Origin of the sequence: Mycobacterium ahvazicum, from assembly GCF_900176255.2 — a bacterium.
In the GTDB taxonomy this organism is placed as follows: domain Bacteria; phylum Actinomycetota; class Actinomycetes; order Mycobacteriales; family Mycobacteriaceae; genus Mycobacterium; species Mycobacterium ahvazicum.
The window spans coordinates 727,975-753,219 of sequence record NZ_FXEG02000002.1; the positions used below are offsets into that span (position 1 = coordinate 727,975).

Consider the following 25,245-nt stretch of genomic DNA (forward strand, 5'->3'; position numbering starts at 1 on the left):
CGGTCATCACCGCAGCCGCATTCCGCGCGGGGTGCGCGCGAAGCCCGCTTCCGACAGTGCCTCGGTGACGGGACTCGGCCCGCCGGGCAGCGGCTGCAGGGCCGGCACCCCGTCGATGCGTTCGACCAGGATCGACTCGACGCGCCGGGCGGTGACCAGGTCGGCCAGCCCCTGGGCCGCCGCGTGGTGGGCGCCGGGATCGTCGGTGAACGTCAGCAATGTTCGCCCGCCGCGCTCGAGGAACCAGGCCAACTCGCCGTCGACCAGCACGACGAGCGCGCCGGCCTTGCGGCCCGGGCGTGGCCCGTCGGTTGCGGGCCAGGGCAATGCGGCCCCGTACGGGTTGGCGGGGTCGGCGGCGGCCAGCACGACCGCCCGGTATTCGGGTCGTTCCGGATCGATCCCGTCGAGGTAACTGCGCAGCCGGTCGACGGTCGAGGCGACGGCGAATTGGGCGCCGCCCAGCGACTCCACGAAGTATCCCCGCTGACACCGGCCCGCTTCTTCGAAGGTGCTCAGAACCTTGTACAAGGTGGCGAATCCCCCCGGTACATTTTCCGACACCACCGCGCCCCTGGTCAGCACGCCATGCCGGTTGAGCAGCAATTCGGCTTGATAGTGGGCGCGCAGGGTGGAATCGGGCTCCGGGGTCGGCAGCGCCGACCAGCGCCCGGCCACGGTGGGATCGGTGGTCCTGGCGTTCGGATTCGCGACGCTGTACCGGCTCAGCCGCGGCGCCCGGCGGGTCCGGTGGGCGGGAGCCGAGCGTTTGCGGGCCCCGGTGCCCGTCAGCAGCGCGCGCACCGGTGCGAAGGTGTCGCCGGTGATCCAGCCCGCCCAGATCAGTTCCCACAGCGCATCTTTGAGCGCGGATTCGGAGATGCCGTCCTGAGCGAGCTGCCGGAAGAAGTAGGCGCCGCCGCCGGCCAGGGTTTCCAGGATCGCGCGATGGGCGTCGGTGAAGTCGATCTCGTCGGGTGTCGTCAGGCTCAGCGGCGCCGAATCGCTGGCGTGCAAAGCAATCCAGCCGTCGCTGCCCGAGATCGACCCGGCACCCGACCAGGTGACCTCGCCGGCCGCCAGCAGCTCGTCGAGCATCGCCGGCGAGTAGCCGGTCACTCGCGGTGCCAGCACCAGCGGCTCGAGGGCCGACGCCGGGATCCGCACCCCGGCCAGCTGATCTATCACAGACATCAGCCCGTCCAGGCCGCTGGCGGCCCCCAGGTGATGCCAGGCGGGCAGGAAGCGTCCGTAGGCGGCGGTGCTGACCGGCTCGACCTGAGCGCGCAGCGCCGCCAGCGAACGCCGCCGCAGTATGCGCAAAACGTCTGCGTCACACCATTGTTCGCCGCCGACTCCACCGACACCGCCGGAAGCGACGAAGTCGCCGCGCACCAGCCGGCCATCACTGGCCAGCCGGTTCAGCACGTCGGCCGTCACTCGCAGCCCCAGCCCGAAGCGGGCGGCGGCCTCGGCCGTGGTGAATGGGGTGCGGGTGCGCGCGTAGCGGCCCAGCAGCTCGCCGAGTGGGTCTGCCACCTGCTCGGTGAAGGTTGCCGGGACGCCCAGCGGGACGGCCACGCCGACCGCGTCGCGCAGGCGGCCGATGTCCTCGATGGCCACCCACCAGCTGCGGCCGGCGAACGACACCGTCAGCGCACGCCGGGCGGCGCGCAGGCCTTCCAGCCAGCCGCCCACGTCGGCGGCCTCGGATCGCGCGGCGGCCTCGTCTTCGGTCAGCGGGCCCAGCAACCGCAGCAGGTCGGCGACCGCCTCGGCGTCGCGGGCGGCCCGCTCGGCGGTCAGATGCTGCAACTGGCGGCCGGTCGCGGCGATGACGTCCGCGTCGAGCAGCTCGCGCAACTCGACGCGTCCGAGCAGCTCGGCCAGCAGCGTGCTGTCCAGTGACAGGGCCGCGGCGCGGCGCTCGGCGAGCGGGGAATCGCCTTCATACATGAACGCGCCGACGTAGCCGAACAGCAGCGACGCGGCGAACGGTGACGGCTTGGGTGTTTCGGCCTCGAGCACCCGCACCCGGCGGTTGGCGATGCCTGTCATCAAATCGACCAGCGCCGGGACGTCGTACACGTCCTGCAGGCATTCCCGGACGGTCTCCAGCACGATCGGGAAGTCGGGATATTTGCGGGCCACGTCCAGCAATTGCGCGGCGCGCTGACGCTGGTGCCACAGCGGCGAGCGGCGGCCGGGGTGGCGCCGCGGCAGCAGCAGCGCACGCGCCGCGCATTCCCGGAAGCGGGACGCGAACAGTGCCGAGCCGCCCACTCCGGCGGTGACGATCGGGTCTATTTCATCGGCGTCGAAGACGAAAAGCTCTGCGCCCAGCGGGGCGCCCTCTTGGCTGGACAGCCCGGTGTCGGGCAGGTGCACGACGATGCCGTCGTCGGAGGCGGTCGGCTTCTCGTCGATGCCGTAGCGCTCGGCCAGCCGCCGGCCCACCGCCAGCGCGAGCGGGCCATGCACGCGCAGCCCGTACGGCGAGTGCAGGATCACCCGCCAGTCGCCGAGCTCGTCGCGGAATCTTTCGACCAGCAGGGTGGTGTCGGTGGGCACCGTCGAAGTGGCGGTCCGCTGGTCGTCGAGCAAGACCCACAGGTTGTCGGTCGCGTATTCGTTGAAACCCAATGCAGCGCAACGTGTTCCGAATTCTTCGCGGCTAAGGCTGGCAAGTTCGCCGGTGAACGCACCCAGCGCCGCGCCGAGCTCGGCGGGGCGGCCCACGCCGTCGCCGTGCCAGAACGGCAGCCGGGCCGGCAGGCCGGGCGCCGGAATTACCAACACCCGATCGTGGGTGATCTCGGTGATCCGCCAGCTGGTCGCCCCCAGCGAGATCACATCACCGGGCCGCGACTCGTAGACCATCTCCTCGTCGAGTTCACCTACCCGCGAGGGCTTTTCGGCTTCACTGGCCAGGTAGACGGTGAACATCCCGCGATCGGGGATCGCGCCGCCGGACGTGACGGCCAGCCGCTGCGCACCGGGCCGGGCGGTCAGCGTGCCGGTGTCGCGGTCGTACACCAGTCGCGGTCGCAGTTCGGCGAATTCGGTGGACGGGTACTTGCCGCTCAACAGGTCCAGGGTGGCCTCGAACACGCTGCGCGGCAGGGTCGAGAACGGGGCGCTGCGTCGTACCGTGTCGAACCACCGGTCGGCGTTCAGCGGCTCGAGCGCGGCGGCGGCCACCGTCTGCTGAGCCAGGATGTCGAGCGGATTGGCCGGCACCCGCATGCTCTCGATCTGCCCGGCCAGCATCCGCTGCACGCTGACCGCGCAACTGATCAGATCGGTGCGGTGCTTGGGGAACAGCACACCTCGGGACACCTCACCGACCTGATGGCCCGCCCGCCCGATGCGCTGCAAGCCGCTGGCCACCGACGGCGGCGCCTCCACCTGGATCACCAGATCGACGGCTCCCATGTCGATACCCAGCTCCAGGCTCGACGTGGCGACCACCGCCTTGAGCAGCCCGCGTTTGAGATCCTCTTCGACCAGCGCGCGCTGTTCCTTGCTGACCGAACCGTGGTGCGCGCGAGCCAGCAACGGATCGGCGCCGAAGGTCTGGCCGCTGCCCATGATGTGGGCCGGAGCCCCGCCGGGCACCTTGCGGTTGCCCCTTTGATTGTCCGGGTCCGACAGTTCGACACCGCTGCGCTCGGCGTGAATCTCGTTGAGCCGTGCGGTAAGTCGTTCGGCCAGCCGTCGTGAGTTGGCGAATACGATGGTCGAGCTGTGCGCTTCGATCAGGTCGACCAGGCGGGCCTCGACGTCGGGCCAGATGGTGTTTTCGGCCAGATTGGCCATGTCGGGCACCGGCACCTGCACGGTGAGCTGAAAGGATTTGGCCGACGGCGGAGCCACGATCGTGGTCGGGGCGGTACCGGACAGGAACCGCGCGAGCTCCTCGGGCGGGCGCACCGTCGCCGAGAGTCCGATGCGCTGCGCGGGCCGCCCGTCCCGCAGGTCCCGGGACAAGTCCTCGAGCCGCTCCAGCGACACCGCCAGGTGTGCGCCGCGCTTGCCCGCGGCGATCGCATGCACCTCGTCGATGATCACCGTCTGCACGCCGGCCAGCGTGTCGCGCGCGGCCGAGGTCAGCATCAGAAACAGCGACTCGGGGGTGGTGATCAGCACGTCGGGCGGGGAGTTGATCAGCTGGCGGCGCTGGGCCGGCGGGGTGTCACCCGAGCGGACCCCGACACTGATGTCGGGGGCGGGCAGGTCGTGGCGTTCGGCGATTCGCCTCAGCCCGGCCAGCGGCGTGCGCAGGTTGCGCTCCACGTCGACCGCCAGCGCCTTGAGCGGGGAGACATAGAGGACGCGGGTGCCGCTCCGATGTTCGTCCGCGACGGTGGTGCGGGCCAAGGAGTCCAGGGCCCACAGGAACGCCGCCAGCGTCTTACCGGATCCGGTCGGCGCTATGACCAGCGTGTTGTTGCCGTCGGCAATGGCTTCCCACGCCGCCGCCTGCGCGGTGGTCGGGGCGGGGAAGGTGCTACTGAACCACTCGCGGGTTATCTCGCTGAACTTCTCGAGTGCTTCGGTGCTCACCTGGCCATGGTGCCAACACCCACCGACAGAAACGTGCTACTGCGGTTGATGGCGGGCGGTCGCCATCGCGTGGGCGAGTTCCTCGGGGATCTCGGGAACCCGGGTGATCGCGTCGAGCAGCGTGTGCGCGCACGAGTCGGCCAGGCGCTCGGCACTGGTGGTCGGGTCCATGATGCGCTGACGGCACAGCTCGAACGTGAACGCGATCCAGCCGTTGAGGATCACCCGCAGGTCCCGCTCGACGTCGGGTGCCAGCTTCGCTCCCGGAACCGCGGCCACGACCTCATGGATACGGGTCATGATGTGCTCCAGCTGGCGGTTCTTGGCGTCGTCCTCGACGCCGAGGAGAACCGGGTCGGACCGGCCCAGGCCGACGTAAGCGGCCCAGGCGGCCTCCGGGTTCTGTTCGTGGTAGGCCATGTAGGCCAGCACGCCCATCCGCGCCTCTTCGAACATCGTCAGCCCGGTCATCGGCTCTTTGTTCGTCGCCTCGTAGAGCCGGTCGGCCTCGTCCTTGACCACCGCGGCGAAGAACGCTCGCTTGTCGGGGAAGTAGTGGTACATCAGCGCCCGCGAGACGCCGGCCCGCTCGGCGATCTCGTCGATGCGGACCTCGTCGTAAGGCCGCTTCCCGAAGACTTCCGCCCCTAACGCAAGCAGTTCGGCGCGTCGGTCCTCAGGGGACAACCGCCTCCTAGCCGTTGGCATGTGTCAGATAGTACCCACGAAGACCGGCAGACAATTCAGCTTGCGTTTATCCGAACTCCACACCTTGAGCCAAGGGCAGCTCGCTGGAGTAATTAACGGTATTGGTGGCCCGTCGCATGTACGCCTTCCACGCGTCCGAGCCGGATTCCCGCCCGCCGCCGGTTTGCTTCTCGCCACCGAAAGCACCCCCGATTTCGGCCCCCGACGTGCCGATATTGACGTTCGCGATGCCGCAGTCGGAGCCGTCCAGGAATCGCTCGGCCTCGCGCAGGTCGGTGGTGAAGATGGCCGACGAGAGCCCTTGCGGCACGCCGTTGTTGAGCGCGATCGCCTCGTCCAGGTCGTCGTAGGTGAGCACGTAGAGGATCGGCGCGAACGTCTCGGCGGCCACGATGTCGCTCTGCGCGGGCATGCGCACCACCGCCGGCGCGACGTAGTAGGCGCTCGGATACGCCTCGCCCCAGACGTCCTGGTAGTCGCCGCCCATCACCTCGCCGCCCTCGGCGCGCGCCTGCTCCAGCGCGCCGACCATGTCGCGGTAGGCGGTCTCGTGGATCAGCGGGCCGATGAGCGTGCCGGGCGCCGACGGGTCGCCGATCGGCAACTGCCGGTACGCGGCGGCCACCCGCTCGACGACCACGTCGGCCAGCGAGCGGTGCACGATCAGCCGGCGCAGGCTGGTGCAGCGCTGACCGGCGGTGCCGGCGGCGGCGAACACGATGGCGCGCACCGCCAGGTCCAGGTCGGCCGACGGCGTCACGATCGCCGCGTTGTTGCCGCCCAGCTCCAGCAGCGCCCGCCCGAAGCGCGCGGCCACCCGCGGACCCACCTGCCGGCCCATCCGCACCGAGCCCGTCGCGGACACCAGCGCGACCCGCGGGTCGTCGACCAGCCGCTCGCCCAGGTCGCGCTCGCCCAGCACCAGCCGGCTCACCGCGGGCGGTGCGCCGACCTCGGCGGCGGCCCGCCCGATCAGGGCCTGGCAGGCCAGCGCGGACAACGGCGTCAGCTCGGAGGGCTTCCATACCACCGTGTCCCCGCAGACCAGGGCCACCGCGGTGTTCCACGCCCACACGGCGACCGGGAAGTTGAACGCGGTGATGACCCCGACCACGCCCAGTGGATGCCAGGTCTCGGCCAGCCGGTGCCCGGGGCGCTCCGAGGCGATGGTCCGGCCGTAGAGCTGGCGCGACAGGCCGACCGCGAACTGGCAGATGTCGATCATCTCCTGCACTTCGCCCAGGGCTTCGGAGGCGATCTTGCCGACCTCGAGCGTCACCAGCGTCGCGAGGTCGTTCTGGTGTGCGGTGAGCAGCTCGCCGAGGCGGGCCACCAGGGCACCGCGCACCGGGGCCGGGGTGGCGCGCCACGTGGTGAAGGCCCGGGCGGCCGCGGCGATCGCGCGGTCGGCCTGCTCGGGCGAGGTCTCTGCGACGGTGAAAAGCACCTCGCCGGTGATCGGCGTGCTGGCCGCCAGACCATGTTCGTCGGGCTCGCCGAGGCTGACGTCGGCGCCGGTCGCCCGCAGGGCCCGACGTGCCCGGTCGCGCAACTCGTCAGAGGTCGTCATGCCGATGCCTCCTCGTAGAGAAGATAGGGGTCATGGATATGGTGGCCGATCGACCCGGCCAGCCACTCGGCGCTGTAGCCAGAATCGTCGTCGCCGTCGGCTGCCCGGGCGTCGCGGTCCAGGTTGGACCGGAAGATGCCCGCCGCCGAGGCCGGCAGGAAGTCTTCGTAGACGATCGGGGCCGCCGGGTCACCGCCGCGGTAGTAGGCCAGCCCCTCGGCGGCCATCTCCGTGTCGGTCGGCGGGAAGTAGTCGCTCCACACTTCGGCGGGCTCCTCGGTGGCCATTGCGGCGTCGTAGCGTCCGCGCCCGCGCGGGGTCAGCGCCACCCCGCGCGCCTCGACCTCGCCGACCCGACCCCGCAGACTGCCCGCCGATACGGTCCCGTCGCGGCCGCGAAACAGGCATGATTCGGCCAGCGCGCGAAATGACGTCTGGCGCAACAACACCGCGGGTCCGTCGGTGCGCGGCGGGCCCTGGATTGCATCGATCATCGTGATGCCGCGCCCGGTCATCCGCTGGTACAGCTCGTCGATGTCCAGGACCCGCGGCGTCAGGTGGTTGAGGTGGGTCGAACCCACGCCCGCGATGTCGGCGGCCACCGCACACACCCGGGACAACTCGTCATACCAGGCCTTGTTGATCGGTTCCCGCGACAGCGCGAAGGCGCCCACCGCCGCGGCGACGAACGCGTCGGCTTCCTCGGCGTCGCAGGCACCCTCGGCGGCGATGAGCCGGGCCCGACCGAGCAGCGCGGGGTCGAACAGCTCGCGGCGCGCGATGAACGTCTCGACGCGGCCCCGCAGGTCGGGATCGAAATACCGCGCGTCGCGGGTGGCCAGCATCGACGTGAACACCCGAAAAGGATTGCGCGCCAACTCGTTTGTATCGATGGGCCGAAAAGCCGTCGATACCACCGGAATCGGCGTGCGGGCGCGACGCAGGTCGTAGTACCCGACGGGTCTCATGCCGAAGGCCGCGAACAGGTCCGCGATCGCGGCCAGTTCGGCCGGGCTGCCCACCCGGATGGCGCCATGGCGTTCGGCGGTGACCCGCGCCAAGGAGCCCAGACGTTCGGCGCTCCGATGGCGTGCCACGTACTCGGCGTTGACCTGTCCGCTGACCTCGACCAGGGTGCCGTAGGCGGGCACCTCGCCGGCGTACATCGCCGACAGCCCCGCCGCGAAGCGCTCGCGGAGCTGCCAGGTCACCAGCCTTTTGACGCCGCTCACGGTTAATCTCTGGCCATGAGTGAGACGCTCGACGACATCGACCGGATCCTGGTGCGCCGGCTGGTCGCGGACGGACGCGCCACCCTCGCGGAGTTGGCCGCGAGTGCCGGCCTGTCGGTTTCGGCGGTGCAGTCCCGGGTGCGCCGGCTGGAGGCCCGCGGCGTGATCTCGGGATACTCCGCGCGGATCGACCCCGAGGCGGTCGGGCACGTGCTATCGGCGTTCGTGGCCATCACTCCTCTTGATCCTTCCCAACCCGATGATGCGCCCGCCCGGCTGGCGCACATCGAGGAGATCGAGGCGTGCCACTCGGTGGCCGGCGAGGAAAGCTACATGCTGCTGGTGCGCGTCGAGTCTCCGCGGGCGCTCGAGGATCTGCTGCAGCGAATCCGGACCGCGGCGAACGTCCAAACCCGAAGCACCATCATCCTCAACACTTTTTACAGTGATCGCCAACACATACCATAAAAACTACGACAATATCGTCATAAATCCGTAAATACTCGGCTAGAATGGCCGGTATGACTGCCGTCCTGTCGCAAGCCCACGGCGTCCACGACGTGCTGTCGCGCAACCTGCTGGTCGATGGTTTCGATTTCGTGCTCGACCTGACCCGGTCGTCCGGCTCCTATCTGGTCGACGCCCGCGACGGCCGGCGCTACCTCGACATGTTCACCTTCTTCGCCTCGTCGGCGCTGGGGATGAACCATCCGGCACTGGCCGACGACGAGGAGTTCCGCGCCGAACTCACCGTGGCCGCGCTGAACAAGCCAAGCAACGCCGATGTGTACACCGCGGCCATGGCCGGCTTCGTCGAGACCTTCGCGCGGGTGCTCGGCGACCCGGCGCTGCCGCACCTGTTCTTCATCGACGGCGGCGCACTCGCGGTGGAGAACGCCCTCAAGGTGGCCTTCGACTGGAAGAGCCGGTACAACGAAAGCCGCGGCTTGCACTCGGGCGGCCCTGAACTGGGCACCCGGGTGCTGCACCTGCGCGGTGCCTTCCACGGCCGCAGCGGCTACACGCTGTCGCTGACCAACACCAAGCCGGTCACCGTGGCCCGGTTCCCGAAGTTCGACTGGCCGCGCATCGACGCGCCCTACCTCCGGCCGGGCCTGAACAAGACGGACATGGACGCGGCCGAAGCCGAGTCGTTGCGCCAGGCCCGGGCGGCGTTCGAGGCCCACCCGCACGACATCGCCTGCTTCATCGCCGAACCCATCCAGGGCGAGGGCGGCGACCGGCACTTCCGGCCCCAGTTCTTCGCGGCGATGCGCGAGCTGTGCGACGAACACGATGCGTTGCTGATCTTCGACGAGGTGCAGACCGGCTGCGGGCTGACCGGAACTCCTTGGGCCTACCAGCAATTGGGTGTGCAGCCCGACGTCGTGGCATTCGGCAAGAAGACTCAGGTGTGCGGGGTGATGGCCGGCCGGCGGGTCGACGAGGTCGCGGACAACGTCTTCGCGGTCTCCTCCCGGATCAACTCGACGTGGGGCGGCAATCTGACCGACATGGTGCGGGCGCGGCGCATCCTCGAAATCATCGAGGCCGACGGACTGTTCGATCGGGCCGCCGAGCGGGGCCGCTATCTGCTGGGCCGGCTGGTCGAGCTCGCCGGCGAGTTCGGCGCGCTGGTGTCCGACCCCCGCGGCCGCGGGCTGATGTGCGCGTTCAGCCTGCCGACCACCGCCGATCGCGACGAGTTGATCCGCCGGCTGTGGCAGCGGGGCGTGATCGTGTTACCCACCGGAGACGACGGCGTGCGATTCCGTCCCGCGCTGACGGTGTCGCGGGCAGAAATAGACGTGGCCGTCGCGGCGGTGCGTGACTGTCTGAGAGAAACGGGTAACTAATCCAGCAGTGCGGACGAAACACCACACGGAGTCAGCACGCGGAGTATGAGGTTCTCGATGCCGAAAGCAGACGAGCGATCACGAGGTGATCGTCTGGGTTCCGAAGACGGCGAGGTGCGCGCCGCCATCCGCTTTGCCGTCTTGGCGGCGGCCGCGGGGGTCGGATTCATCGTGATGGCCGCCTTGTGGGTCAGCACCTGCCCGGGAACGGGCGTGGACACGGCCGCCTGCGGGGCGCCGCAGCGCACCTTGCTGGCCGTCGGAGGTCCGCTGATCCTGTTGGCCGGCGGCCTATGGGCCTTCGTGCGGACCTACCGGGTATGGCGTGTCGAGGGCACCTGGTGGGGATGGCACGGCGCGGGCTGGTTCTTGTTGACGCTGATGATCGTCGCCGTCTCCATGGGTGTTCCGGCGATTGCCGGTCCGGCGCTGGGAGGCTCATAATCAGAGGTGCGACCCTAGGAGCAGCCATGGGAGACACCTATCACGACCCCGTCGACCATTTGCGGACGACGCGGCCGCTCGCCGGCGAATCACTGATCGATGTATTGCACTGGCCCGGATACCTGATGGTGGTGGCCGGGGTGGTTGCGGTGTGCGGAAGCCTCGCGGCCTTCGGCACCGGACATCAGCACGAGGGCATGACCGCTGGGGTGACGGCGCTCGTCGTCACGGTGGTGGGCCTGGTGTGGCTGGCCGCCGAACACCGTCGGGTGCGCCGGATCTTCGATCGGTGGTATCTCGACCACCCCGATGCCGTCAGGCAGTCGCCAGATTCGTAGGTTATCCGCGACGTCGACTGGGTATCAGGTCTAAACCATGATGAGTGCCCATGATGATTGTGCGCGCAGCGCCTACCGCATCATCGGGCGATGACGATCAGAAGGACCAGTGTGATTTCGGATTGCCGGTGGAGTCTGGCGCGTCCATACCGAGCGACATCCCCGGCCGCGATGAGGGCCAACCAGGCGGGCTGTCCCGACCAATGGAGCGCCCCTAAGCGAGGGGTAGTGTGAGCCAAACGTTGCCGGGAGACCAAATGACCGATGTTGGATTGCGCGCTGACAAGCGTCAGCGCGGCCACAGAGCCGTCGAATTACATGTTGCTGCGCGCCTGGAGAACCTGGCCATGCTGCGCACGCTGGTGGGTGCGATCGGCACCTACGAGGACCTGGACTTCGACGCCGTGGCGGATCTCCGGCTCGCGGTGGACGAGGTGTGCACGCGGTTGATCCGGTCGGCCACCCCGGATGCGACGCTGATCGTGGTGGTCGACCCGCGCGAAGACGAATTGGTGGTCGAGGCATCCGCCGCATGCGCCACCCACGACGTGGTGTCGCCGGGCAGCTTCAGCTGGCACGTACTGACGTCGCTGGCCGATGACGTCCAAACTTTCCACGACGGTCGTGAACCCAGTGAAACCGGCAGCATCTTCGGTATCAAGTTGACGGCGCGACGGGCGGCCGCTAGCCGGTGACAGCGCAAGCTGACGGCGGTTCGGGCTCGTCACGCCCAAACGAATACGCCGACGTTCCGGATATGTTCCGTGAGCTGGCCACTGTCGCGGCCGACTCCGCGGAATTCCAGCGCCAACGGGACAAGATCGTCGAGCGATGCCTGCCGCTGGCCGACCACATCGCCCGCCGGTTCGAGGGTCGCGGCGAGCCGCGCGACGACCTGGTGCAGGTTGCGCGAGTGGGATTGGTCAATGCCGTGGTCCGCTTCGACGTCGACGCCGGATCGGACTTCGTGTCGTTCGCGGTGCCCACGATCATGGGTGAGGTCCGCCGGCACTTCCGGGACAACAGCTGGTCGGTCAAGGTGCCGCGGCGCCTCAAGGAGCTGCATCTGCGGCTCGGCAGCGCGACCGCCGACCTGTCGCAGCGCCTCGGGCGGGCGCCCACCGCAACCGAACTCGCGGCCGAGCTGGAAATGGATCGCGCCGAGGTCGTCGAGGGTCTGGTAGCGGGCAGCTCGTACAACACCCTGTCCATCGACAGCGGTGGGGGCGGCGGCGACGAAGAGGACGCCCGGGCCATCGCGGACACGCTGGGTGACGTCGACGCCAGCATCGATCGAATCGAGGACCGCGAGTCGCTGCGTCCGTTGCTGGAGAGCCTGCCCGAGCGAGAGCGAACGGTGTTGGTGCTCAGGTTCTTTGAGTCGATGACGCAGACTCAGATCGCCGAACGAGTCGGCATCTCACAGATGCACGTCTCGCGGCTGCTGGCTAAATCGCTAGCTCGGCTCCGCGACCAGCTGGAGTAGCGGCCGAGCGTTGGGACCCGCGGGCCACGCGACCCGCTCCAGCAGCGGCTCCTCCATCGGTGTCGTCACCGGCAGGGTGCCATCCGGGTCGCACACCCGCAACAGCCGCATGACCGCCGGGCTGGGCACCATCGCCCAGCTGAGTTGGGCGCCCGAGCACACCACGTTGATGCGGTGCAGCGCCGAAAAGCCGGACGTACCAATGAAATCGAGACTGCGTAGATCCAGGATCACTCGCTTGGCGCGACGCGCGTTGCGTTGCACGTAGATCGCGAGCTGGTCGGAGTTCGCGGCGTCGAGTTCACCGTCGACCGTGATGACCGTGCCCGACGCGCTCCAGGTGGCGCTGAATTGAGCCGTGCGGCACTGCTGCCAGGATTGAGTCACAGACATTGCTTCACTCCCTCATACCGAGGATTGGTGTGAGGACTACGCCAACGGCGAAACGCTGAAAGCTGGGAATTCGCCTTCCGCGCGGCGCTCACATAGTCCGGGCGGCTGTGAACTCAACCTGACTCGAACCCTACCCCCGGTGCCGGAGACCGACAACGTTTACTTAGCTGATTCCCAGGTAGCCTGGTCAGCAGCTATTTGATTTCGGCGAGGACCGTGCCCTGGGTGATGGCGATGCCGGCTTCCACCGCAAGGCCGGTGATGGTGCCGTCCTTGTGGGCGGTGACCGGGTTCTCCATCTTCATCGCCTCCAGGACCACGACCAGTTCCCCGACCACGACCTGCTGGCCCTCCTCGACCGCGACCTTGACCACGGTGCCCTGCATCGGAGCGGTGACCGCGTCGCCCGAGGCCGCCGCGCCGCCGTGCGCGCCGCGCTTGCGCGGCTTCGGCTTCTTGCGGACGACGCCGGCACCGGTCACGCCGGTACTGCCGCCGTTGGACAGCGCCAGATCGCCGGGCAGCGACACCTCGAGCCGGCGGCCGTCGACCTCGACGACCACCTTTTGCCGGGGCTGAGTCTCCTCCTCGTCGAGCGGCTCACCGCCGGTGAACGGCTCGACGGTGTTGTCCCACTCCGTCTCGATCCAGCGGGTGTGCACCGCGAAACTCTTCCCGTCGCCGATGAACGCCGGGTCCGACACCACGGCGCGGTGGAACGGGATGACCGTGGCCAGGCCCTCGACGTGGAATTCGTCCAGCGCGCGGCGCGAGCGCGCCAGCGCCTCCTCGCGGGTGGCGCCGTACACGATCAGCTTGGACAGCATCGAGTCGAACTGGCCACCGATCACCGAGCCCGCCTCGACGCCGGAGTCCAGCCGCACGCCGGGGCCGGTCGGGATATCGTAGCGGGTGACCGGGCCGGGCGCCGGCAGGAAGCCGCGGCCGGCGTCCTCGCCGTTGATCCGGAATTCGATCGCGTGCCCGCGCGGTGTCGGGTCCTCGGTGATGTCCAGCTTTTCGCCGTTGGCGATCTTGAACTGCTGCAGCACCAGGTCGATGCCCGCGGTCTCCTCGGTGACCGGGTGCTCGACCTGCAGACGGGTGTTGACCTCCAGGAACGAGATCAGACCGTCCTGGCCCACCAGGTATTCGACCGTTCCCGCGCCGTAGTAGTGCGCCTCTTTGCAGATCCGCTTGGCCGACTCGTGGATCTCCTTGCGCTGCGCGTCGGTGAGGAACGGCGCCGGGGCCTCCTCGACCAGCTTCTGGAAGCGGCGCTGCAGCGAGCAGTCGCGGGTGCCGGCGACGATGACGTTGCCGTGCTGGTCGGCGATCACCTGGGCCTCGACGTGGCGCGGCTTGTCCAGGTAGCGCTCGACGAAGCATTCACCGCGGCCGAACGCCGCGACGGCCTCACGGGTGGCCGACTCGAACAGCTCGGGGATCTCTTCGAGGCTGCGGGCCACCTTCATGCCGCGGCCGCCACCACCGAAGGCCGCCTTGATCGCGACCGGCACGCCGTACTCCTTGGCGAAGGCCACCACCTCGTCGGCGTCCTTGACCGGGTCGGGGGTGCCGGGCACCAGCGGTGCCTGGGCGCGGGCGGCGATGTGGCGGGCGGTGACCTTGTCGCCGAGATCGCGGATCGACTGCGGGCTGGGCCCGATCCAGATCAGGTTGGCGTCCAGGACCGCCTGGGCGAAATCGGCGTTCTCGGACAGGAAGCCGTAGCCCGGGTGGATGGCGTTGGCGCCGGACTTGGCCGCCGCATCGAGAATTTTGCCGAAGTCCAGGTAGGACTCGGCGGAAGTCTGACCGCCCAGGGCGAACGCCTCGTCGGCCAGACGCACGTGCGGCGCGTCGGCGTCGGGCTCGGCGTACACCGCCACGCTGGACAGGCCCGCGTCGCGGGCCGCCCGGATCACCCGGACAGCGATTTCGCCGCGGTTGGCGACGAGCACCTTGGAGATCCTTGAGCTGGCGTGACTGGCCACTGCGCCTCCTGTTTGGGCCTATCGGCAGAGATTGTTCTGCGTGCGTCTCTAAGAGAATTTCTTACAACGATTTCGGGGGAAGTCTAAGCGCCGCGCCGTCGGGACGATGAGGCGGTGTCGGTATTCGGGGGTTACTCGGCGGTAGCTCGCAGCCGCCTTTTGATGCGGGCCAGCATCGCTGACATGCCCCGCAGCCGCAGCGGGCTGATCAGAGCGGCCAACCCCAGCTCGCTGTAGAAATCCTCGGGCACCGCCAGGATGTCGGCGGCCGGTTGCTCGTCGAGGCCGGCGGCCAGGATCGACGCGAATCCCCGGGTGGTGGGCGCTTCGGCGGGAGCGCTGAAATACAGCCGCACCCGGTTGGGGTCGCGCGCGTCGACATGCAGGAACAGCGGCGACTGGCACTCGGGAACCGGCTCCATCGCCGCTTCGGCCAGATCGTCGGGCAGGTCCGGCAGGTCGTCGGCGAACTCCAGCAGCAGCTTGAGTTTGTCCTGACCCTGCACTTCGGCGAAGTCAGACACCACCTCGGCCAGGGGAGCGGGCAGAGTCATCAGGCCGGTACGGCTCCCGGTGCCTGGCCCGGTTCGGAGCCCGCGACGATCGGCACCCGCACGGTGTTGCCCCACTCGGTCCAGGACCCGTCGTAATTGCGCACACCGGGCTTGCCCAGCAAGTGGGTGAGCACGAACCAGGTGTGGCTGGACCGCTCGCCGATACGGCAGTAGACGACCGTCTTGTCGTCGGGTTGCAGGAAACCGTAGAGCTCTTCGAGTTCCTGGCGGCTGCGGAACCGGCCGCTCTCGTCGACCGCCTTGCCCCACGGGATCGATCGGGCGGTGGGGATGTGGCCGGCACGCAGCGCGCCCTCTTCGGGGTAGTCGGGCATGTGCGTGCGCTTGCCGGTGTATTCGTCGGGGGAGCGCACGTCGATCAGTGGCTGGCTGCCCAGAATGTCGAGCACGTCGTCCTTGTAGGCGCGGATAGGCGGGTCGTTGCGGGCCACGACGGGGTAGCCGGTCGAGGTCTTGGTCGGCACCTCGAGGCTGGTGTCCCGTCGCTCGGACAGCCACAGGTCACGCCCGCCGTTGAGCAACCGCACATCGGGGTGGCCGAACAACGTGAAGACCCACAGCGCGTACGCGGCCCACCAGTTGCTCTTGTCGCCGTAGATGACCACGGTGTCGTCGCGCGAGATGCCCTTGCGGTCCATCAGCTCCGCGAATTGCTCACCGGAGATGTAGTCGCGGACCCGCGGGTCGTTGAGGTCGGTGTGCCAGTCGATCTTGACGGCGCCGGGGATGTGCCCGATGTCGTAGAGCAACACGTCCTCATCGGATTCGACGATCGCCAGACCGGGCGAGCCGAGGTGGCCGGACAGCCAGTCGGCGGTGACCAAGCGTTCGGGGTGGGCGTAGGCCGACAGCGTGGGGCTTGAATCGGGGGGTAGCGGCACATGGCAAAGCCTACTCAGCGCCGAGGTTCGGCGTTGTCCGCCCACAGTGCCGCGATGGACACCCCGGCGCGGCGCAGCAGCGCACGTGTCAGCGGCAGCCCAATTCCCACCACGGCCGATGGATCACCGTCGACGCCGTCGATGAACCAGCCGCCCAGGCCGTCCAGGGTGAAGCCGCCGGCGACCCGCAGCGATTCGCCGCCGGCCAGGTAGGCCTCCAGGTCGTCGGGCTCCGGTGTTCCGAAATGCACTGTGGTGATTGATGTTTGCGCTTCGCGATGGACAATGTCACTGTCCTGCAGCCGGATCACGCAATGGCCGGTGTAGAGCTGGCCGGAGCGCCCGGCCATCGACTGCCAGAGTTGGCGTGCGGCCTCGACGGATTCCGGCTTGCCGCACAGCGCGCCGTCCAGGTACAGCATCGAATCACAGCCGATCACAACACAATCCGTCGCGACGGCGGCATCCAGTTCGCCGGCCACCTGCTCGGCCTTGGCCTGGGCCAACGCACCGACCACGTCACCGGGCGCTGCGTCTTGGCCCAGACCGTCGATCAGGCGATCCTCGTCGACGCCGGAGACCACGACCAGGGGATCGATGCCCGCCTGGCGCAGCACCTTGAGGCGGCCAGCGGAGGCCGACCCCAGCACCACGCGAGTCATCGCTGCATGTGGATGCGTTCCTGCAGGGTGACTCGCTGGTAGTTGCTGATCGCGTAGCGCAGCTTGTCGACCGGAAGCCCCCAGCGGGTCTTTTCCGGTTGCTCGGGCGCCGCGCCACCCCCGGCACTGCCCAGCACGGTGATCAGCGCGGCCACCTCCGCGGCGGTGGGACGGCCCCGCAGAATCTGGATGTGCGGCTCACTCATAGCGGAATGTTCCCGTGCTTCTTCGGTGGCAGGTGGGAGATTTTGCGTTCCAGCAGCCGCAGCGCCGTGGCGATGTAGCCGCGGGTGTGCGACGGCGGGATCACCGAGTCGACGTAACCGCGCTCGGCGGCGACGTACGGGTTGACCAACGTGTCCTCGTACTCCTGCTGCAGCTGCAGCCGCAGCTCGTCGACGTCGCGGCCCTCGGCGGCGGCCTGCTTGAGCTGCTGGCGGTAGACGAAGCCGACCGCACCGGAGGCGCCCATCACGGCGATCTGCGCGGTCGGCCAGGCCAGGTTGACATCGCAGCCCATGTCCTTGGAGCCCATGACGCAGTACGCGCCGCCGTAGGCCTTGCGGGTGATGACGGTGATCTTGGGGACGGTGGCCTCACCGTAGGCGTACAGCAGCTTGGCGCCACGCCGGATGATGCCGTTGTATTCCTGGCCGGTGCCCGGCAGGAAGCCGGGCACATCCACCAGCATGATGATCGGGATGTTGAAGCAGTCGCAGGTCCGTACGAACCGGGCTGCCTTCTCGGAGGCGTTGATGTCCAGGCAGCCCGCGAACTGAGTGGGCTGGTTGGCCACGATGCCGACCGGCCGGCCGTCGACCCGGCCGAATCCGACGACGATGTTCTGCGCGTAACCGCCCTGAACTTCCAGGAATTCGTCGTCGTCGAGGATGCGGGTGATGACCTCGTGCATGTCGTACGGCTGGTTGGGCGAGTCCGGGATCAGCGTGTCCAGCTCGAGGTCCTCTTCGGTGAGGTTCTCCTCGATCGGACCCTCCGGGGCCGGCACCGCGTAGCGGGGCGCGTCGGTGAAGTTGTTGGGCGGCAGGTAGCCCAGCAGGTCGCGGACCCAGTCGAAGGCGTCCTGTTCACCGGAGGCGACGTAGTGCAGCGTGCCCGACTTGGCCATGTGGGTGTGGGCGCCGCCGAGTTCCTCCATCGTGACGTCCTCGCCGGTGACGGTCTTGATGACGTCGGGCCCGGTGATGAACATCTGGCTGGTCTGATCGACCATCACGACGAAGTCGGTCAGGGCGGGGGAGTACACGTGCCCGCCGGCAGCGGCGCCCATGATCAGCGAGATCTGCGGGATGACCCCGGAGGCCAGGATGTTGTTGCGGAAGATGCGGCTGTACAGGCCCAGCGAGACGACGCCTTCCTGGATTCGCGCGCCGGCGCCGTCGTTGATCCCGATCAGTGGGCGGCCGGTCTTGATGGCCAGCTCCTGGACCTTGACGATCTTTTCGCCGTAGACCTCGCCGAGGCTGCCGCCGAACACCGTGGCGTCCTGGCTGAAGATGCACACGTCGCGGCCGTCGATGGTGCCGTACCCGGTGATCACACCGTCGCCGAGCGGGCGGTTGGCTTCCAGGCCGAAGTTGGTGCTTCGGTGCTTGGCCAGCGCGTCGAGCTCGACGAACGAGTCCTCGTCCAGCAGGGCGAGGATGCGCTCGCGGGCGGTCAGCTTGCCCTTGGCGTGCACCTTCTCGACGGCCTCTTCACCGACGGGGTGCAACGACTCTTCCCGGCGCTTGTGCAGCTCGGCCAGCTTGCCCGCGGTGGTGTGGATGTCGATGGTGTGCTCGGCAGCGGGTTCCGCAGTGTGGTCGGTAACGCTCGTCATGGGAGTCGAGCTTAGCGGCGGGGGTAGGGTGCGCTGACTATGGGCACGCTGCAGTGGAGTGAAGAGTACGACGTGCTGGTCGCGGGGTCGGGTGGCGGCGGGGTCACCGGTGCCTACACCGCGGCGCGCGAGGGCCTCGAGGTGCTGCTGGTCGAGGCGACCGGGAAATTCGGTGGCACGACGGCTTATTCCGGCGGCGGCGGCGTCTGGTTCCCGTGCAACCCGGTGCTGGTGCGCGCGGGCCCCCCGGGCTCATTCGACGACACCATCGAGGACGCGCTCACCTACTACCGGGCCGTGGTCGGCGATCGCACGCCCCGCGACCTGCAAGAGACGTTCGTGCGCGGTGGCGCGCCGCTGATCGAGTACCTGGAGAAAGACCCCAACATCAAGTTCGTGCCGTTGCCCTGGCCGGACTACTACGGCAAGGCGCCCAAGGCGCGCCTGGACGGGCAGCGCCACATCGCCGCGAAGCCGCTGAAGGTGGCCGCGGCTCCTGAATTGCGCGACGCGATTCGCGGGCCGCTGGACACCGACCGGCTGGGCGCCGAGACGCCGCCCGACTACTACCTCGGCGGCCGCGCGCTGATCGCGCGTTTCCTCAAGGCCATCGAGCAGTACCCCAGCGCGTCGCTGCGACGCGACACCGCGCTGGTCGAACTGGTGATGTCCGACGGGCGGGTCACCGGAGCGATCGTCGAGACCGCCGGCCAGCGCCGCGCGATCCGCACCCGGCTGGGCGTGCTGCTGGCCGCCGGGGGTTTCGAAGCCAACGAGGAGTTGCGCCGCGCATACGGCGTGCCGGGCGTGGCGCGAGACACCATGGGCGGCCCGGGAAGTCGCGGTCTGGCGCTACAGGCCGGCATCGCCGCGGGCGCGGCCACCGACCTGCTGGACCAGGCGTGGTGGTCACCGGGGATGACCCATCCCGACGGCCGCTCGGCGTTCGCGCTGTGGTTCACCGGCGGCATCTTCGTCAACCAGCACGGCAACCGGTTCGTCAACGAGTCACGGGCCTACGACCGGGCCGGGCGCGAGATCATCGCGCAGCTGCAAGACGGCTCAATGTCGTTGCCGTACTGGATGATCTACGACGACAAGGAAGGCGAGGTGCCGCCGGTCAAGGCCGCCAACGTGTCCATCGTGGAGACCGAGCGCTACGTCGCCGCCGGGCTGTGGCACACCGCCGACACCCTCGAGGAGCTGGCCGCCAAGATCGGGGTCCCGGGGGATCGGCTGGCCGCAACTGTGGCCCGGTTCAACGGTTTTGCCGCATCCGGCGTCGACGAAGACTTCGGCCGCGGCGACGAGGCCTTCGACCGCGCCTTCTCGGCGGGCGCATCGCCGCTGGTGCCCATCGACTCACCGCCGTATCACGCGGCCCAGTTCGGTCTGTCCGACCTGGGCACCAAGGGCGGCCTGCGCACCGACACCGCGGCGCGGGTGCTCGACACCTCGGGCAACCCCATCCCCGGTCTGTACGCGGCGGGCAACACGATGGCCGCACCCAGCGGGCTGGCGTATCCCGGCGGCGGCAACCCGATCGGGACCAGCATGCTGTTCAGCCACCTGGCGGCGCTGGACATGCGAGACCGCCGGCACGCAGCTGCAGCCCTCTAGGCTGGACGTCGATGGATCGCGACTCATTGAGGCCGCCGCTGGATGCGGCCGCGCTGCGCACCGAGCTCGTCGGGACTGGATTGGGTTGGCGGCGACTCGATGTCATCGAGCAGACCGGTTCCACGAACGCCGATCTACTGGCTCGCGCCGCCGACGGCACCGACGTCGCCGGAGCGGTGCTGATCGCCGAACACCAGACCGCCGGTCGCGGACGGCACGGCCGTGCCTGGTCGGCGTCGCCGCGGGCACAGATCACGATGTCGGTCGCGGTGAGCGTCGTCGACGTCCCGGTCACCGGGTGGGGCTGGCTGCCGCTGGCCACCGGGGTGGCGCTGGTCGACGCTGTGGCCCCGCTGCTGCAGGGGGTGGAACTCGGCCTCAAGTGGCCCAACGACGTGCTGGCCGGGGGTGGCAAGCTGGCCGGGATCCTGGCCGAGGTGTCGCGCCCTGTCGTGGTAATTGGCTTGGGGCTCAACGTGACTCAGGCGCCTGAGGAGGTCGGCGGGCCGGGGGCGACCTCGTTGCTCGACCTGGGCGTGGCCGCCCCCGACCGCGATCAGCTCCTGCGCGCGGTGCTGCGCGAACTCGGCGGCCGGATCGTCGCGTGGCAGGCCGCTCGCGGGGCCGACTGGCAGTTAGCCGCCGACTACCGGGCACGCAGCCTGACCATCGGCACCCGGGTGCGCGCCCAGCTGCCCGGCGGTAAGGAAATCGTCGGGACTGCCAGCGGAATCGACGATCACGGCCGGCTGTGTTTGGAGACCGGCAACGAGACCGTCGTCGTTTCTGCCGGTGACGTCGTGCATTTGCGGGGCTAATGTCGCCACATGAGCTATCCCGACAACGCCCTGGCCGCCGGCGAACAGGTTGTCATACATCGCCATCCGCACTGGAAGCGATTGATCTGGCCGGTGGTGATTTTCATCCTGGTGACCGGGCTGGCGGCGTTCGGGTCGGGCTACGTCAACTCCACGCACTGGGAGCAGCTGGCCAAGAACATCATCCACGGCGTCATCTGGGGGATCTGGTTGGTGATAGTCGGCTGGCTGACGCTGTTTCCGTTCTTGACTTGGCTCACCACACATTTCGTGGTCACCAATCGCCGGGTGATGTATCGCCACGGATTGCTGACCCGCAGCGGTATCGATATCCCGCTCGCGCGGATTAACAGCGTGGAATTCCGGGACAAGATTTGGGAACGGCCGTTTCGCACCGGGACACTGATTATCGAGTCGGCGTCACAAGATCCGTTGGAGTTCTACAACATTCCGCGGCTGCGCGAGGTGCACGCGCTGCTGTATCACGAAGTCTTCGACACCCTGGGTTCCGAGGAGTCGCCGAGCTGATTGATCCGGCTGCGCCGGTTGCGCCAGGCGCGCAGCAGGGTGACGTTGCCGGACTCGACCTCGTCCTCGAACACCTCGGCGATCCCGCCCGCGGTGAGCGCGGATTCGATTGCCTTCTCGGGGTTGCGGGCGAACTGGTCGGGGAACACCCAGCGCCGGAACGCCCAGAAGCGGAAGGCCATCTGCAGCAGGTTGCCGATGATGTAGGCGGAGATGAAGTCGGCGATGTTCTCCACGGTCAGCGACACCATCGGTTCGCGCAGCTGCAGCACGTAGCTGGAGACCCACAGCGGCGCCATGCTCAGCAGCACGCCCACGCCGCTGAACGCGAAGAACAGCAGCGCTTCGTGGTGGCGCTCGCGACCGCCGCGGTCGCGGAAGCTCCACTCGCGGTTCAGCACGTAGGACGCGATGACCGCGACAATGCCCGCGATCACCTTCGCCGTCACCGGCTTGGTATCGAGAATCGTCAGCTTGAGCGTGTAGAAAATTGCCGAGTCGATGATGAAGGTGGTGCCCCCGACGATGGCAAATTTGATGAATTCATGATGGCGCTGTGCATAGGGCTGAAAAGCCCGGGGCAAGCGCGCGATTGTGGCATCGGCAAAGGACACAACACGTGAGTGTACGGACGGACTCGAAAACGGCGCAAAATGGTACATAACGATTTCGCGTCACGGCCGGTCAACACGCCTTCAACCAAGGAACCAGTGTGCCGTGACACCATGATGGCCGTGCCGAGTACACGCAGCCCGTTGGTCGCCATGGTCGGCGGCGGTCAACTAGCCCGGATGACGCACCAGGCCGCGATCGCGCTGGGGCAGAGCCTGCGGGTGCTGGCGTTGGCCGCCGACGAGCCTGCCGCCCAGGTCACCCCCGATGTGATGATCGGCTCGCACACCGATCTGGACGATCTGCGCCGGGTCGCCGCCGGCGCCGACGTGCTGACCTTCGACCACGAACACGTCCCGACGGAACTGCTGGAGAAGCTGGTCGCCGACGGTGTCAATGTGGCACCGCCACCGCAGGCTTTGGTGCACGCCCAGGACAAGCTGGTGATGCGCCGCCGGCTGGAGGCCCTGGGTGCCGCGGTGCCGCGCTATCTCGGCCTGGATTCCCTCGATCGCCTCGACGAAGTGGACGCCTTCGTGAGCCGTGTCGACGCCCCGCTGGTGGTCAAGGCGGCCCGCGGAGGCTACGACGGCCGGGGGGTGCGGCTGGCACGCGACCTGGCGGATGCGCGCGAGATCACCCGCGCCTACCTGGCCGACGGCGTACCGGTGGTGCTCGAGGAACGGGTCGAACTGCGTCGTGAATTGTCCGCGCTGGTGGCCCGCTCGCCGTTCGGTCAGGGTGCGGCGTGGCCGGTGGTGGAAACGGTGCAGGCCGACGGCATCTGCGTGCAGGTGATCGCGCCCGCGCCCGAGCTGCCCGAGGGCGTGGCCGCGACCGCACAGCAGCTGGCGCTTCGGCTGGCGGCCGAACTCGGCGTGGTCGGTGTGCTCGCTGTCGAGCTGTTCGAGACGACGAGCGGCGCGCTGCTGGTCAACGAGCTCGCGATGCGGCCGCACAACTCCGGGCACTGGACGATGGACGGTTCGCGCACCAGCCAGTTCGAGCAGCATCTGCGGGCGGTGCTGGACTATCCGCTCGGCGACACCGATGCCGTCGCGCCGGTGACCGTGATGGCCAATGTGCTGGGGGCTGCGCGCACCCCGGACATGACCGTCGACGAGCGGTTGCACCACCTGTACGCGCGCATGCCCGACGCGCGCGTGCACCTCTACGGCAAGGACGAGCGGCCGGGCCGCAAGGTCGGGCACATCAATTTCCTGGGCGACCAGGGCGCTGGGGTCGCCCAGGTGCCGAAGCTTCGTGAACGCGCCGAGCTGGCGGCACACTGGTTGTCACACGGGCAGTGGTCGGACGGATGGGATCCACACGCATGAGTAGCAACCCCCGCGTCGGGGTGATCATGGGCAGCGACAGCGACTGGTCGGTGATGGCCGACGCCGCCGCGGCGCTGGCCGAGTTCGGCATCCCCGCCGAGGTCCGGGTGGTCTCGGCGCATCGCACCCCGGGTGTGATGTTCGACTACGCCCGCGGCGCGGCCGACCGCGGCATCGAGGTGATCATCGCGGGCGCCGGGGGCGCTGCCCACCTGCCCGGCATGGTCGCGTCCGCGACACCGCTGCCGGTGATCGGGGTGCCGGTGCCGCTGGGCCGGCTGGACGGCCTGGACTCGCTGCTGTCGATCGTGCAGATGCCCGCCGGCGTGCCGGTGGCCACGGTCTCGATCGGCGGGGCCCGCAACGCGGGTCTGCTGGCGGTGCGGATTCTCGGCTCGTCCGACCCCGCGCTGCGGGCCCGGATCGTGGCGTTCCAGGAGCAGCTGGCCGACAGCGTGCGGGCCAAGGATGAGGCCCTGCAAGAGCTCCAGGGTAAAGTTACCGGCGAGTAGCAAGAGGGCTAGGAGATCTCACGATGGCTGGATGGGCCGGACACCCCGACTTCGATCTGTTCCAATTGCCCGAAGAGCACCAGGAGTTGCGGGCGGCGATTCGGGCGCTGGCGGAAAAGGAAATCGCGCCGCACGCCGCGGACGTGGATGAGAATGCCCGGTTCCCGCAGGAGGCGCTGGACGCGCTGAACGCCTCGGGCTTCAACGCGGTGCATGTGCCCGAGGAGTACGGCGGTCAGGGCGCGGACTCGGTGGCGGCGTGCATCGTGATCGAGGAGGTCGCCCGGGTCGACGCGTCGGCGTCGTTGATCCCGGCGGTGAACAAGCTCGGCACGATGGGCCTGATCCTGCGCGGTTCGGACGATTTGAAGAAGCAGGTCTTGCCGTCGATCGCTGATGGCACCGCAATGGCGTCGTATGCGCTGTCCGAGCGCGAAGCCGGCAGCGACGCGGCCTCGATGCGCACCCGCGCCAAGGCCGACGGGGACGACTGGATTCTCAACGGCGCCAAGTGCTGGATCACCAACGGCGGCAAGTCGAGCTGGTACACCGTGATGGCGGTGACCGATCCGGACAAGGGCGCCAACGGTATCTCGTCGTTCATGGTGCACAAGGACGACGAGGGGTTCACCGTCGGGCCCAAGGAGCGCAAGCTGGGCATCAAGGGTTCACCGACCACCGAGCTCTACTTCGAGAACTGCCGCATCCCGGGCGACCGGATGATCGGCGAGCCCGGTACCGGCTTCAAGACGGCGCTGGCCACGTTGGATCACACCCGCCCGACCATCGGCGCCCAAGCCGTGGGGATCGCCCAGGGCGCGGTCGACGCGGCCATCGCCTACACCAAGGACCGCAAACAGTTCGGCGAATCGATCAGCAGCTTCCAGGGTGTGCAGTTCATGCTGGCCGACATGGCGATGAAGGTGGAAGCCGCTCGGCTGATGGTCTACAGCGCCGCGGCGCGGGCCGAGCGTGGCGAGTCGAATCTGGGCTTCATCTCGGCGGCGTCGAAATGCTTTGCCTCCGATGTCGCGATGGAGGTCACCACCGACGCCGTGCAGCTGTTCGGCGGCGCCGGCTACACCGTCGACTTCCCCGTCGAGCGGATGATGCGCGACGCCAAAATCACCCAGATCTACGAGGGCACCAACCAGATCCAGCGCGTGGTGATGTCACGGGCGTTGCTGCGCTGAACTTGTGCCGGGACCCGTTAGCCTCACATTCAGCTCAACTAATAAGATCGAGCGCTACGACCAAGCTCAGCGTG

At 68.5% G+C, this 25,245-nt stretch carries 24 protein-coding genes; 12 read left to right on the forward strand and 12 right to left on the reverse strand.

Translation table 11 applies throughout. The features are described 5' to 3' along the window. Positions 1-6: 6 nt before the first annotated feature. Genes MAAFP003_RS05700 through hglS form a run of 4 tightly spaced genes read right to left on the reverse strand, consistent with a single transcriptional unit; the run spans position 7 to position 8,076 of the window. Positions 7-4,566, reverse strand: coding sequence for an ATP-dependent helicase (locus MAAFP003_RS05700; protein ID WP_096285175.1), 4,560 nt, complete (start codon positions 4,564-4,566; stop codon positions 7-9). A 36-nt stretch (positions 4,567-4,602) separates the two neighbouring features. Then, positions 4,603-5,274, reverse strand: coding sequence for a TetR/AcrR family transcriptional regulator (locus MAAFP003_RS05705; protein ID WP_096285177.1), 672 nt, complete (start codon positions 5,272-5,274; stop codon positions 4,603-4,605). Between the two features lie 46 nt (positions 5,275-5,320). Next, positions 5,321-6,844, reverse strand: a complete 1,524-nt coding sequence (gene amaB / locus MAAFP003_RS05710; protein ID WP_096285179.1) for an L-piperidine-6-carboxylate dehydrogenase — start codon at positions 6,842-6,844, stop codon at positions 5,321-5,323. Continuing rightward, positions 6,841-8,076 (reverse strand): 2-oxoadipate dioxygenase/decarboxylase, encoded by a 1,236-nt coding sequence (gene hglS, locus MAAFP003_RS05715; RefSeq protein ID WP_096285181.1) that lies wholly within the window; start codon positions 8,074-8,076, stop codon positions 6,841-6,843. Before hglS ends, amaB begins: the two co-directional genes overlap by 4 nt. 15 nt (positions 8,077-8,091) lie before the next feature. Between hglS and MAAFP003_RS05720 the strand changes: the two genes are divergently transcribed. The 6 genes from MAAFP003_RS05720 (at position 8,092) to MAAFP003_RS05745 (ending at position 12,200) form a co-directional block, all read left to right on the forward strand. Further along, the gene (locus MAAFP003_RS05720; RefSeq protein WP_096285183.1) at positions 8,092-8,544 is read left to right on the forward strand and encodes an Lrp/AsnC family transcriptional regulator; all 453 of its coding nucleotides are present in this window, start codon (positions 8,092-8,094) and stop codon (positions 8,542-8,544) included. 44 nt (positions 8,545-8,588) lie between these two features. Continuing rightward, positions 8,589-9,932 (forward strand): L-lysine 6-transaminase, encoded by a 1,344-nt coding sequence (gene lat / locus MAAFP003_RS05725; RefSeq protein ID WP_096285185.1) that lies wholly within the window; start codon positions 8,589-8,591, stop codon positions 9,930-9,932. Positions 9,933-9,989: 57 nt separating this feature from the next. After that, positions 9,990-10,376, forward strand: coding sequence for a hypothetical protein (locus MAAFP003_RS05730; protein WP_096285187.1), 387 nt, complete (start codon positions 9,990-9,992; stop codon positions 10,374-10,376). 26 nt (positions 10,377-10,402) lie between these two features. Then, entirely contained in the window at positions 10,403-10,714 is a 312-nt protein-coding gene (usfY, locus tag MAAFP003_RS05735; RefSeq protein ID WP_096285189.1) for a protein UsfY, read from the forward strand. Positions 10,715-10,971: 257 nt separating this feature from the next. Continuing rightward, positions 10,972-11,409 carry an ATP-binding protein gene (locus tag MAAFP003_RS05740; RefSeq protein WP_096285191.1) on the forward strand — a complete coding sequence of 146 codons (438 nt, stop codon included), beginning with the start codon at positions 10,972-10,974 and terminating at the stop codon, positions 11,407-11,409. Further along, positions 11,406-12,200, forward strand: a complete 795-nt coding sequence (locus MAAFP003_RS05745) for an RNA polymerase sigma factor SigF (protein WP_090600696.1) — start codon at positions 11,406-11,408, stop codon at positions 12,198-12,200. The genes MAAFP003_RS05740 and MAAFP003_RS05745 overlap by 4 nt, the downstream gene beginning before the upstream one ends. On the opposite strand, the gene MAAFP003_RS05750 is transcribed toward MAAFP003_RS05745, so the two are convergent. From MAAFP003_RS05750 to MAAFP003_RS05780, 7 genes are all read right to left on the reverse strand, one after another. Continuing rightward, positions 12,171-12,593 (reverse strand): STAS domain-containing protein, encoded by a 423-nt coding sequence (locus MAAFP003_RS05750; RefSeq protein ID WP_096285193.1) that lies wholly within the window; start codon positions 12,591-12,593, stop codon positions 12,171-12,173. The genes MAAFP003_RS05745 and MAAFP003_RS05750 overlap by 30 nt on opposite strands. A gap of 194 nt (positions 12,594-12,787) precedes the next feature. Next, positions 12,788-14,590, reverse strand: a complete 1,803-nt coding sequence (locus tag MAAFP003_RS05755) for an acetyl-CoA carboxylase biotin carboxylase subunit (RefSeq protein ID WP_096285195.1) — start codon at positions 14,588-14,590, stop codon at positions 12,788-12,790. Between the two features lie 131 nt (positions 14,591-14,721). Beyond that, entirely contained in the window at positions 14,722-15,144 is a 423-nt protein-coding gene (locus tag MAAFP003_RS05760; RefSeq protein WP_096285197.1) for a SufE family protein, read from the reverse strand. Next, positions 15,144-16,046 carry a sulfurtransferase gene (locus MAAFP003_RS05765; protein WP_096285199.1) on the reverse strand — a complete coding sequence of 301 codons (903 nt, stop codon included), beginning with the start codon at positions 16,044-16,046 and terminating at the stop codon, positions 15,144-15,146. Before MAAFP003_RS05765 ends, MAAFP003_RS05760 begins: the two co-directional genes overlap by 1 nt. Positions 16,047-16,060: 14 nt before the next feature. Further along, a complete protein-coding gene (locus MAAFP003_RS05770) occupies positions 16,061-16,708 on the reverse strand; it encodes a Maf family protein (RefSeq protein ID WP_096285201.1) in 648 nt (215 codons plus the stop codon). Further along, the gene (locus MAAFP003_RS05775; protein WP_096285203.1) at positions 16,705-16,914 is read right to left on the reverse strand and encodes an acyl-CoA carboxylase subunit epsilon; all 210 of its coding nucleotides are present in this window, start codon (positions 16,912-16,914) and stop codon (positions 16,705-16,707) included. The genes MAAFP003_RS05770 and MAAFP003_RS05775 overlap by 4 nt, the downstream gene beginning before the upstream one ends. After that, the gene (locus MAAFP003_RS05780; RefSeq protein ID WP_096285205.1) at positions 16,911-18,551 is read right to left on the reverse strand and encodes an acyl-CoA carboxylase subunit beta; all 1,641 of its coding nucleotides are present in this window, start codon (positions 18,549-18,551) and stop codon (positions 16,911-16,913) included. The genes MAAFP003_RS05775 and MAAFP003_RS05780 overlap by 4 nt, the downstream gene beginning before the upstream one ends. Positions 18,552-18,590: 39 nt before the next feature. Here MAAFP003_RS05780 and MAAFP003_RS05785 point away from each other — a divergent pair, with 39 nt between their 5' ends. From MAAFP003_RS05785 to MAAFP003_RS05795, 3 genes are read left to right on the forward strand one after another with little or no spacing between them, the layout of a single operon-like run. After that, complete coding sequence (locus tag MAAFP003_RS05785) at positions 18,591-20,171, forward strand: FAD-binding protein (RefSeq protein WP_096285207.1); 1,581 nt, start codon at positions 18,591-18,593, stop codon at positions 20,169-20,171. An 11-nt stretch (positions 20,172-20,182) separates the two neighbouring features. Next, positions 20,183-20,989, forward strand: coding sequence for a biotin--[acetyl-CoA-carboxylase] ligase (locus MAAFP003_RS05790; RefSeq protein WP_096285209.1), 807 nt, complete (start codon positions 20,183-20,185; stop codon positions 20,987-20,989). A 9-nt stretch (positions 20,990-20,998) separates the two neighbouring features. Beyond that, the gene (locus MAAFP003_RS05795) at positions 20,999-21,517 is read left to right on the forward strand and encodes a PH domain-containing protein (protein WP_096285211.1); all 519 of its coding nucleotides are present in this window, start codon (positions 20,999-21,001) and stop codon (positions 21,515-21,517) included. Here MAAFP003_RS05795 and MAAFP003_RS05800 read toward each other — a convergent pair. Next, positions 21,472-22,131, reverse strand: a complete 660-nt coding sequence (locus MAAFP003_RS05800; protein WP_096285213.1) for a GtrA family protein — start codon at positions 22,129-22,131, stop codon at positions 21,472-21,474. The two genes, MAAFP003_RS05795 and MAAFP003_RS05800, sit on opposite strands and share 46 nt — an antisense overlap. Positions 22,132-22,242: 111 nt before the next feature. Between MAAFP003_RS05800 and MAAFP003_RS05805 the strand changes: the two genes are divergently transcribed. The 3 genes from MAAFP003_RS05805 to MAAFP003_RS05815 are packed head-to-tail and all read left to right on the forward strand — an operon-like array spanning position 22,243 to position 25,171. Further along, the gene (locus MAAFP003_RS05805) at positions 22,243-23,466 is read left to right on the forward strand and encodes a 5-(carboxyamino)imidazole ribonucleotide synthase (RefSeq protein ID WP_096285215.1); all 1,224 of its coding nucleotides are present in this window, start codon (positions 22,243-22,245) and stop codon (positions 23,464-23,466) included. Continuing rightward, entirely contained in the window at positions 23,463-23,978 is a 516-nt protein-coding gene (purE, locus tag MAAFP003_RS05810; protein ID WP_096285217.1) for a 5-(carboxyamino)imidazole ribonucleotide mutase, read from the forward strand. Before MAAFP003_RS05805 ends, purE begins: the two co-directional genes overlap by 4 nt. Before the next feature lie 23 nt (positions 23,979-24,001). Beyond that, positions 24,002-25,171, forward strand: coding sequence for an acyl-CoA dehydrogenase (locus tag MAAFP003_RS05815; protein ID WP_096285219.1), 1,170 nt, complete (start codon positions 24,002-24,004; stop codon positions 25,169-25,171). The last annotated feature ends 74 nt before the right edge of the window (positions 25,172-25,245 follow it).

Excerpts from the sequence above, each read along its gene's own strand:
- MAAFP003_RS05770 (WP_096285201.1), bottom strand. The coding sequence starts at position 16,708 with ATGACTCGCGTGGTGCTGGGGTCGGCCTCCGCTGGCCGCCTCAAGGTG.
- MAAFP003_RS05795 (WP_096285211.1), top strand. The coding sequence starts at position 20,999 with ATGAGCTATCCCGACAACGCCCTGGCCGCCGGCGAACAGGTTGTCATA.
- MAAFP003_RS05720 (WP_096285183.1), top strand. The coding sequence starts at position 8,092 with ATGAGTGAGACGCTCGACGACATCGACCGGATCCTGGTGCGCCGGCTG.
- usfY (WP_096285189.1), top strand. The coding sequence starts at position 10,403 with ATGGGAGACACCTATCACGACCCCGTCGACCATTTGCGGACGACGCGG.
- MAAFP003_RS05705 (WP_096285177.1), bottom strand. The coding sequence starts at position 5,274 with ATGCCAACGGCTAGGAGGCGGTTGTCCCCTGAGGACCGACGCGCCGAA.
- MAAFP003_RS05730 (WP_096285187.1), top strand. The coding sequence starts at position 9,990 with ATGCCGAAAGCAGACGAGCGATCACGAGGTGATCGTCTGGGTTCCGAA.
- MAAFP003_RS05790 (WP_096285209.1), top strand. The coding sequence starts at position 20,183 with ATGGATCGCGACTCATTGAGGCCGCCGCTGGATGCGGCCGCGCTGCGC.
- MAAFP003_RS05815 (WP_096285219.1), top strand. The coding sequence starts at position 24,002 with ATGGCTGGATGGGCCGGACACCCCGACTTCGATCTGTTCCAATTGCCC.
- purE (WP_096285217.1), top strand. The coding sequence starts at position 23,463 with ATGAGTAGCAACCCCCGCGTCGGGGTGATCATGGGCAGCGACAGCGAC.
- MAAFP003_RS05775 (WP_096285203.1), bottom strand. The coding sequence starts at position 16,914 with ATGAGTGAGCCGCACATCCAGATTCTGCGGGGCCGTCCCACCGCCGCG.
- MAAFP003_RS05785 (WP_096285207.1), top strand. The coding sequence starts at position 18,591 with ATGGGCACGCTGCAGTGGAGTGAAGAGTACGACGTGCTGGTCGCGGGG.
- MAAFP003_RS05780 (WP_096285205.1), bottom strand. The coding sequence starts at position 18,551 with ATGACGAGCGTTACCGACCACACTGCGGAACCCGCTGCCGAGCACACC.
- lat (WP_096285185.1), top strand. The coding sequence starts at position 8,589 with ATGGCCGGTATGACTGCCGTCCTGTCGCAAGCCCACGGCGTCCACGAC.
- MAAFP003_RS05805 (WP_096285215.1), top strand. The coding sequence starts at position 22,243 with ATGATGGCCGTGCCGAGTACACGCAGCCCGTTGGTCGCCATGGTCGGC.
- MAAFP003_RS05760 (WP_096285197.1), bottom strand. The coding sequence starts at position 15,144 with ATGACTCTGCCCGCTCCCCTGGCCGAGGTGGTGTCTGACTTCGCCGAA.
- MAAFP003_RS05750 (WP_096285193.1), bottom strand. The coding sequence starts at position 12,593 with ATGTCTGTGACTCAATCCTGGCAGCAGTGCCGCACGGCTCAATTCAGC.
- MAAFP003_RS05740 (WP_096285191.1), top strand. The coding sequence starts at position 10,972 with ATGACCGATGTTGGATTGCGCGCTGACAAGCGTCAGCGCGGCCACAGA.
- amaB (WP_096285179.1), bottom strand. The coding sequence starts at position 6,844 with ATGACGACCTCTGACGAGTTGCGCGACCGGGCACGTCGGGCCCTGCGG.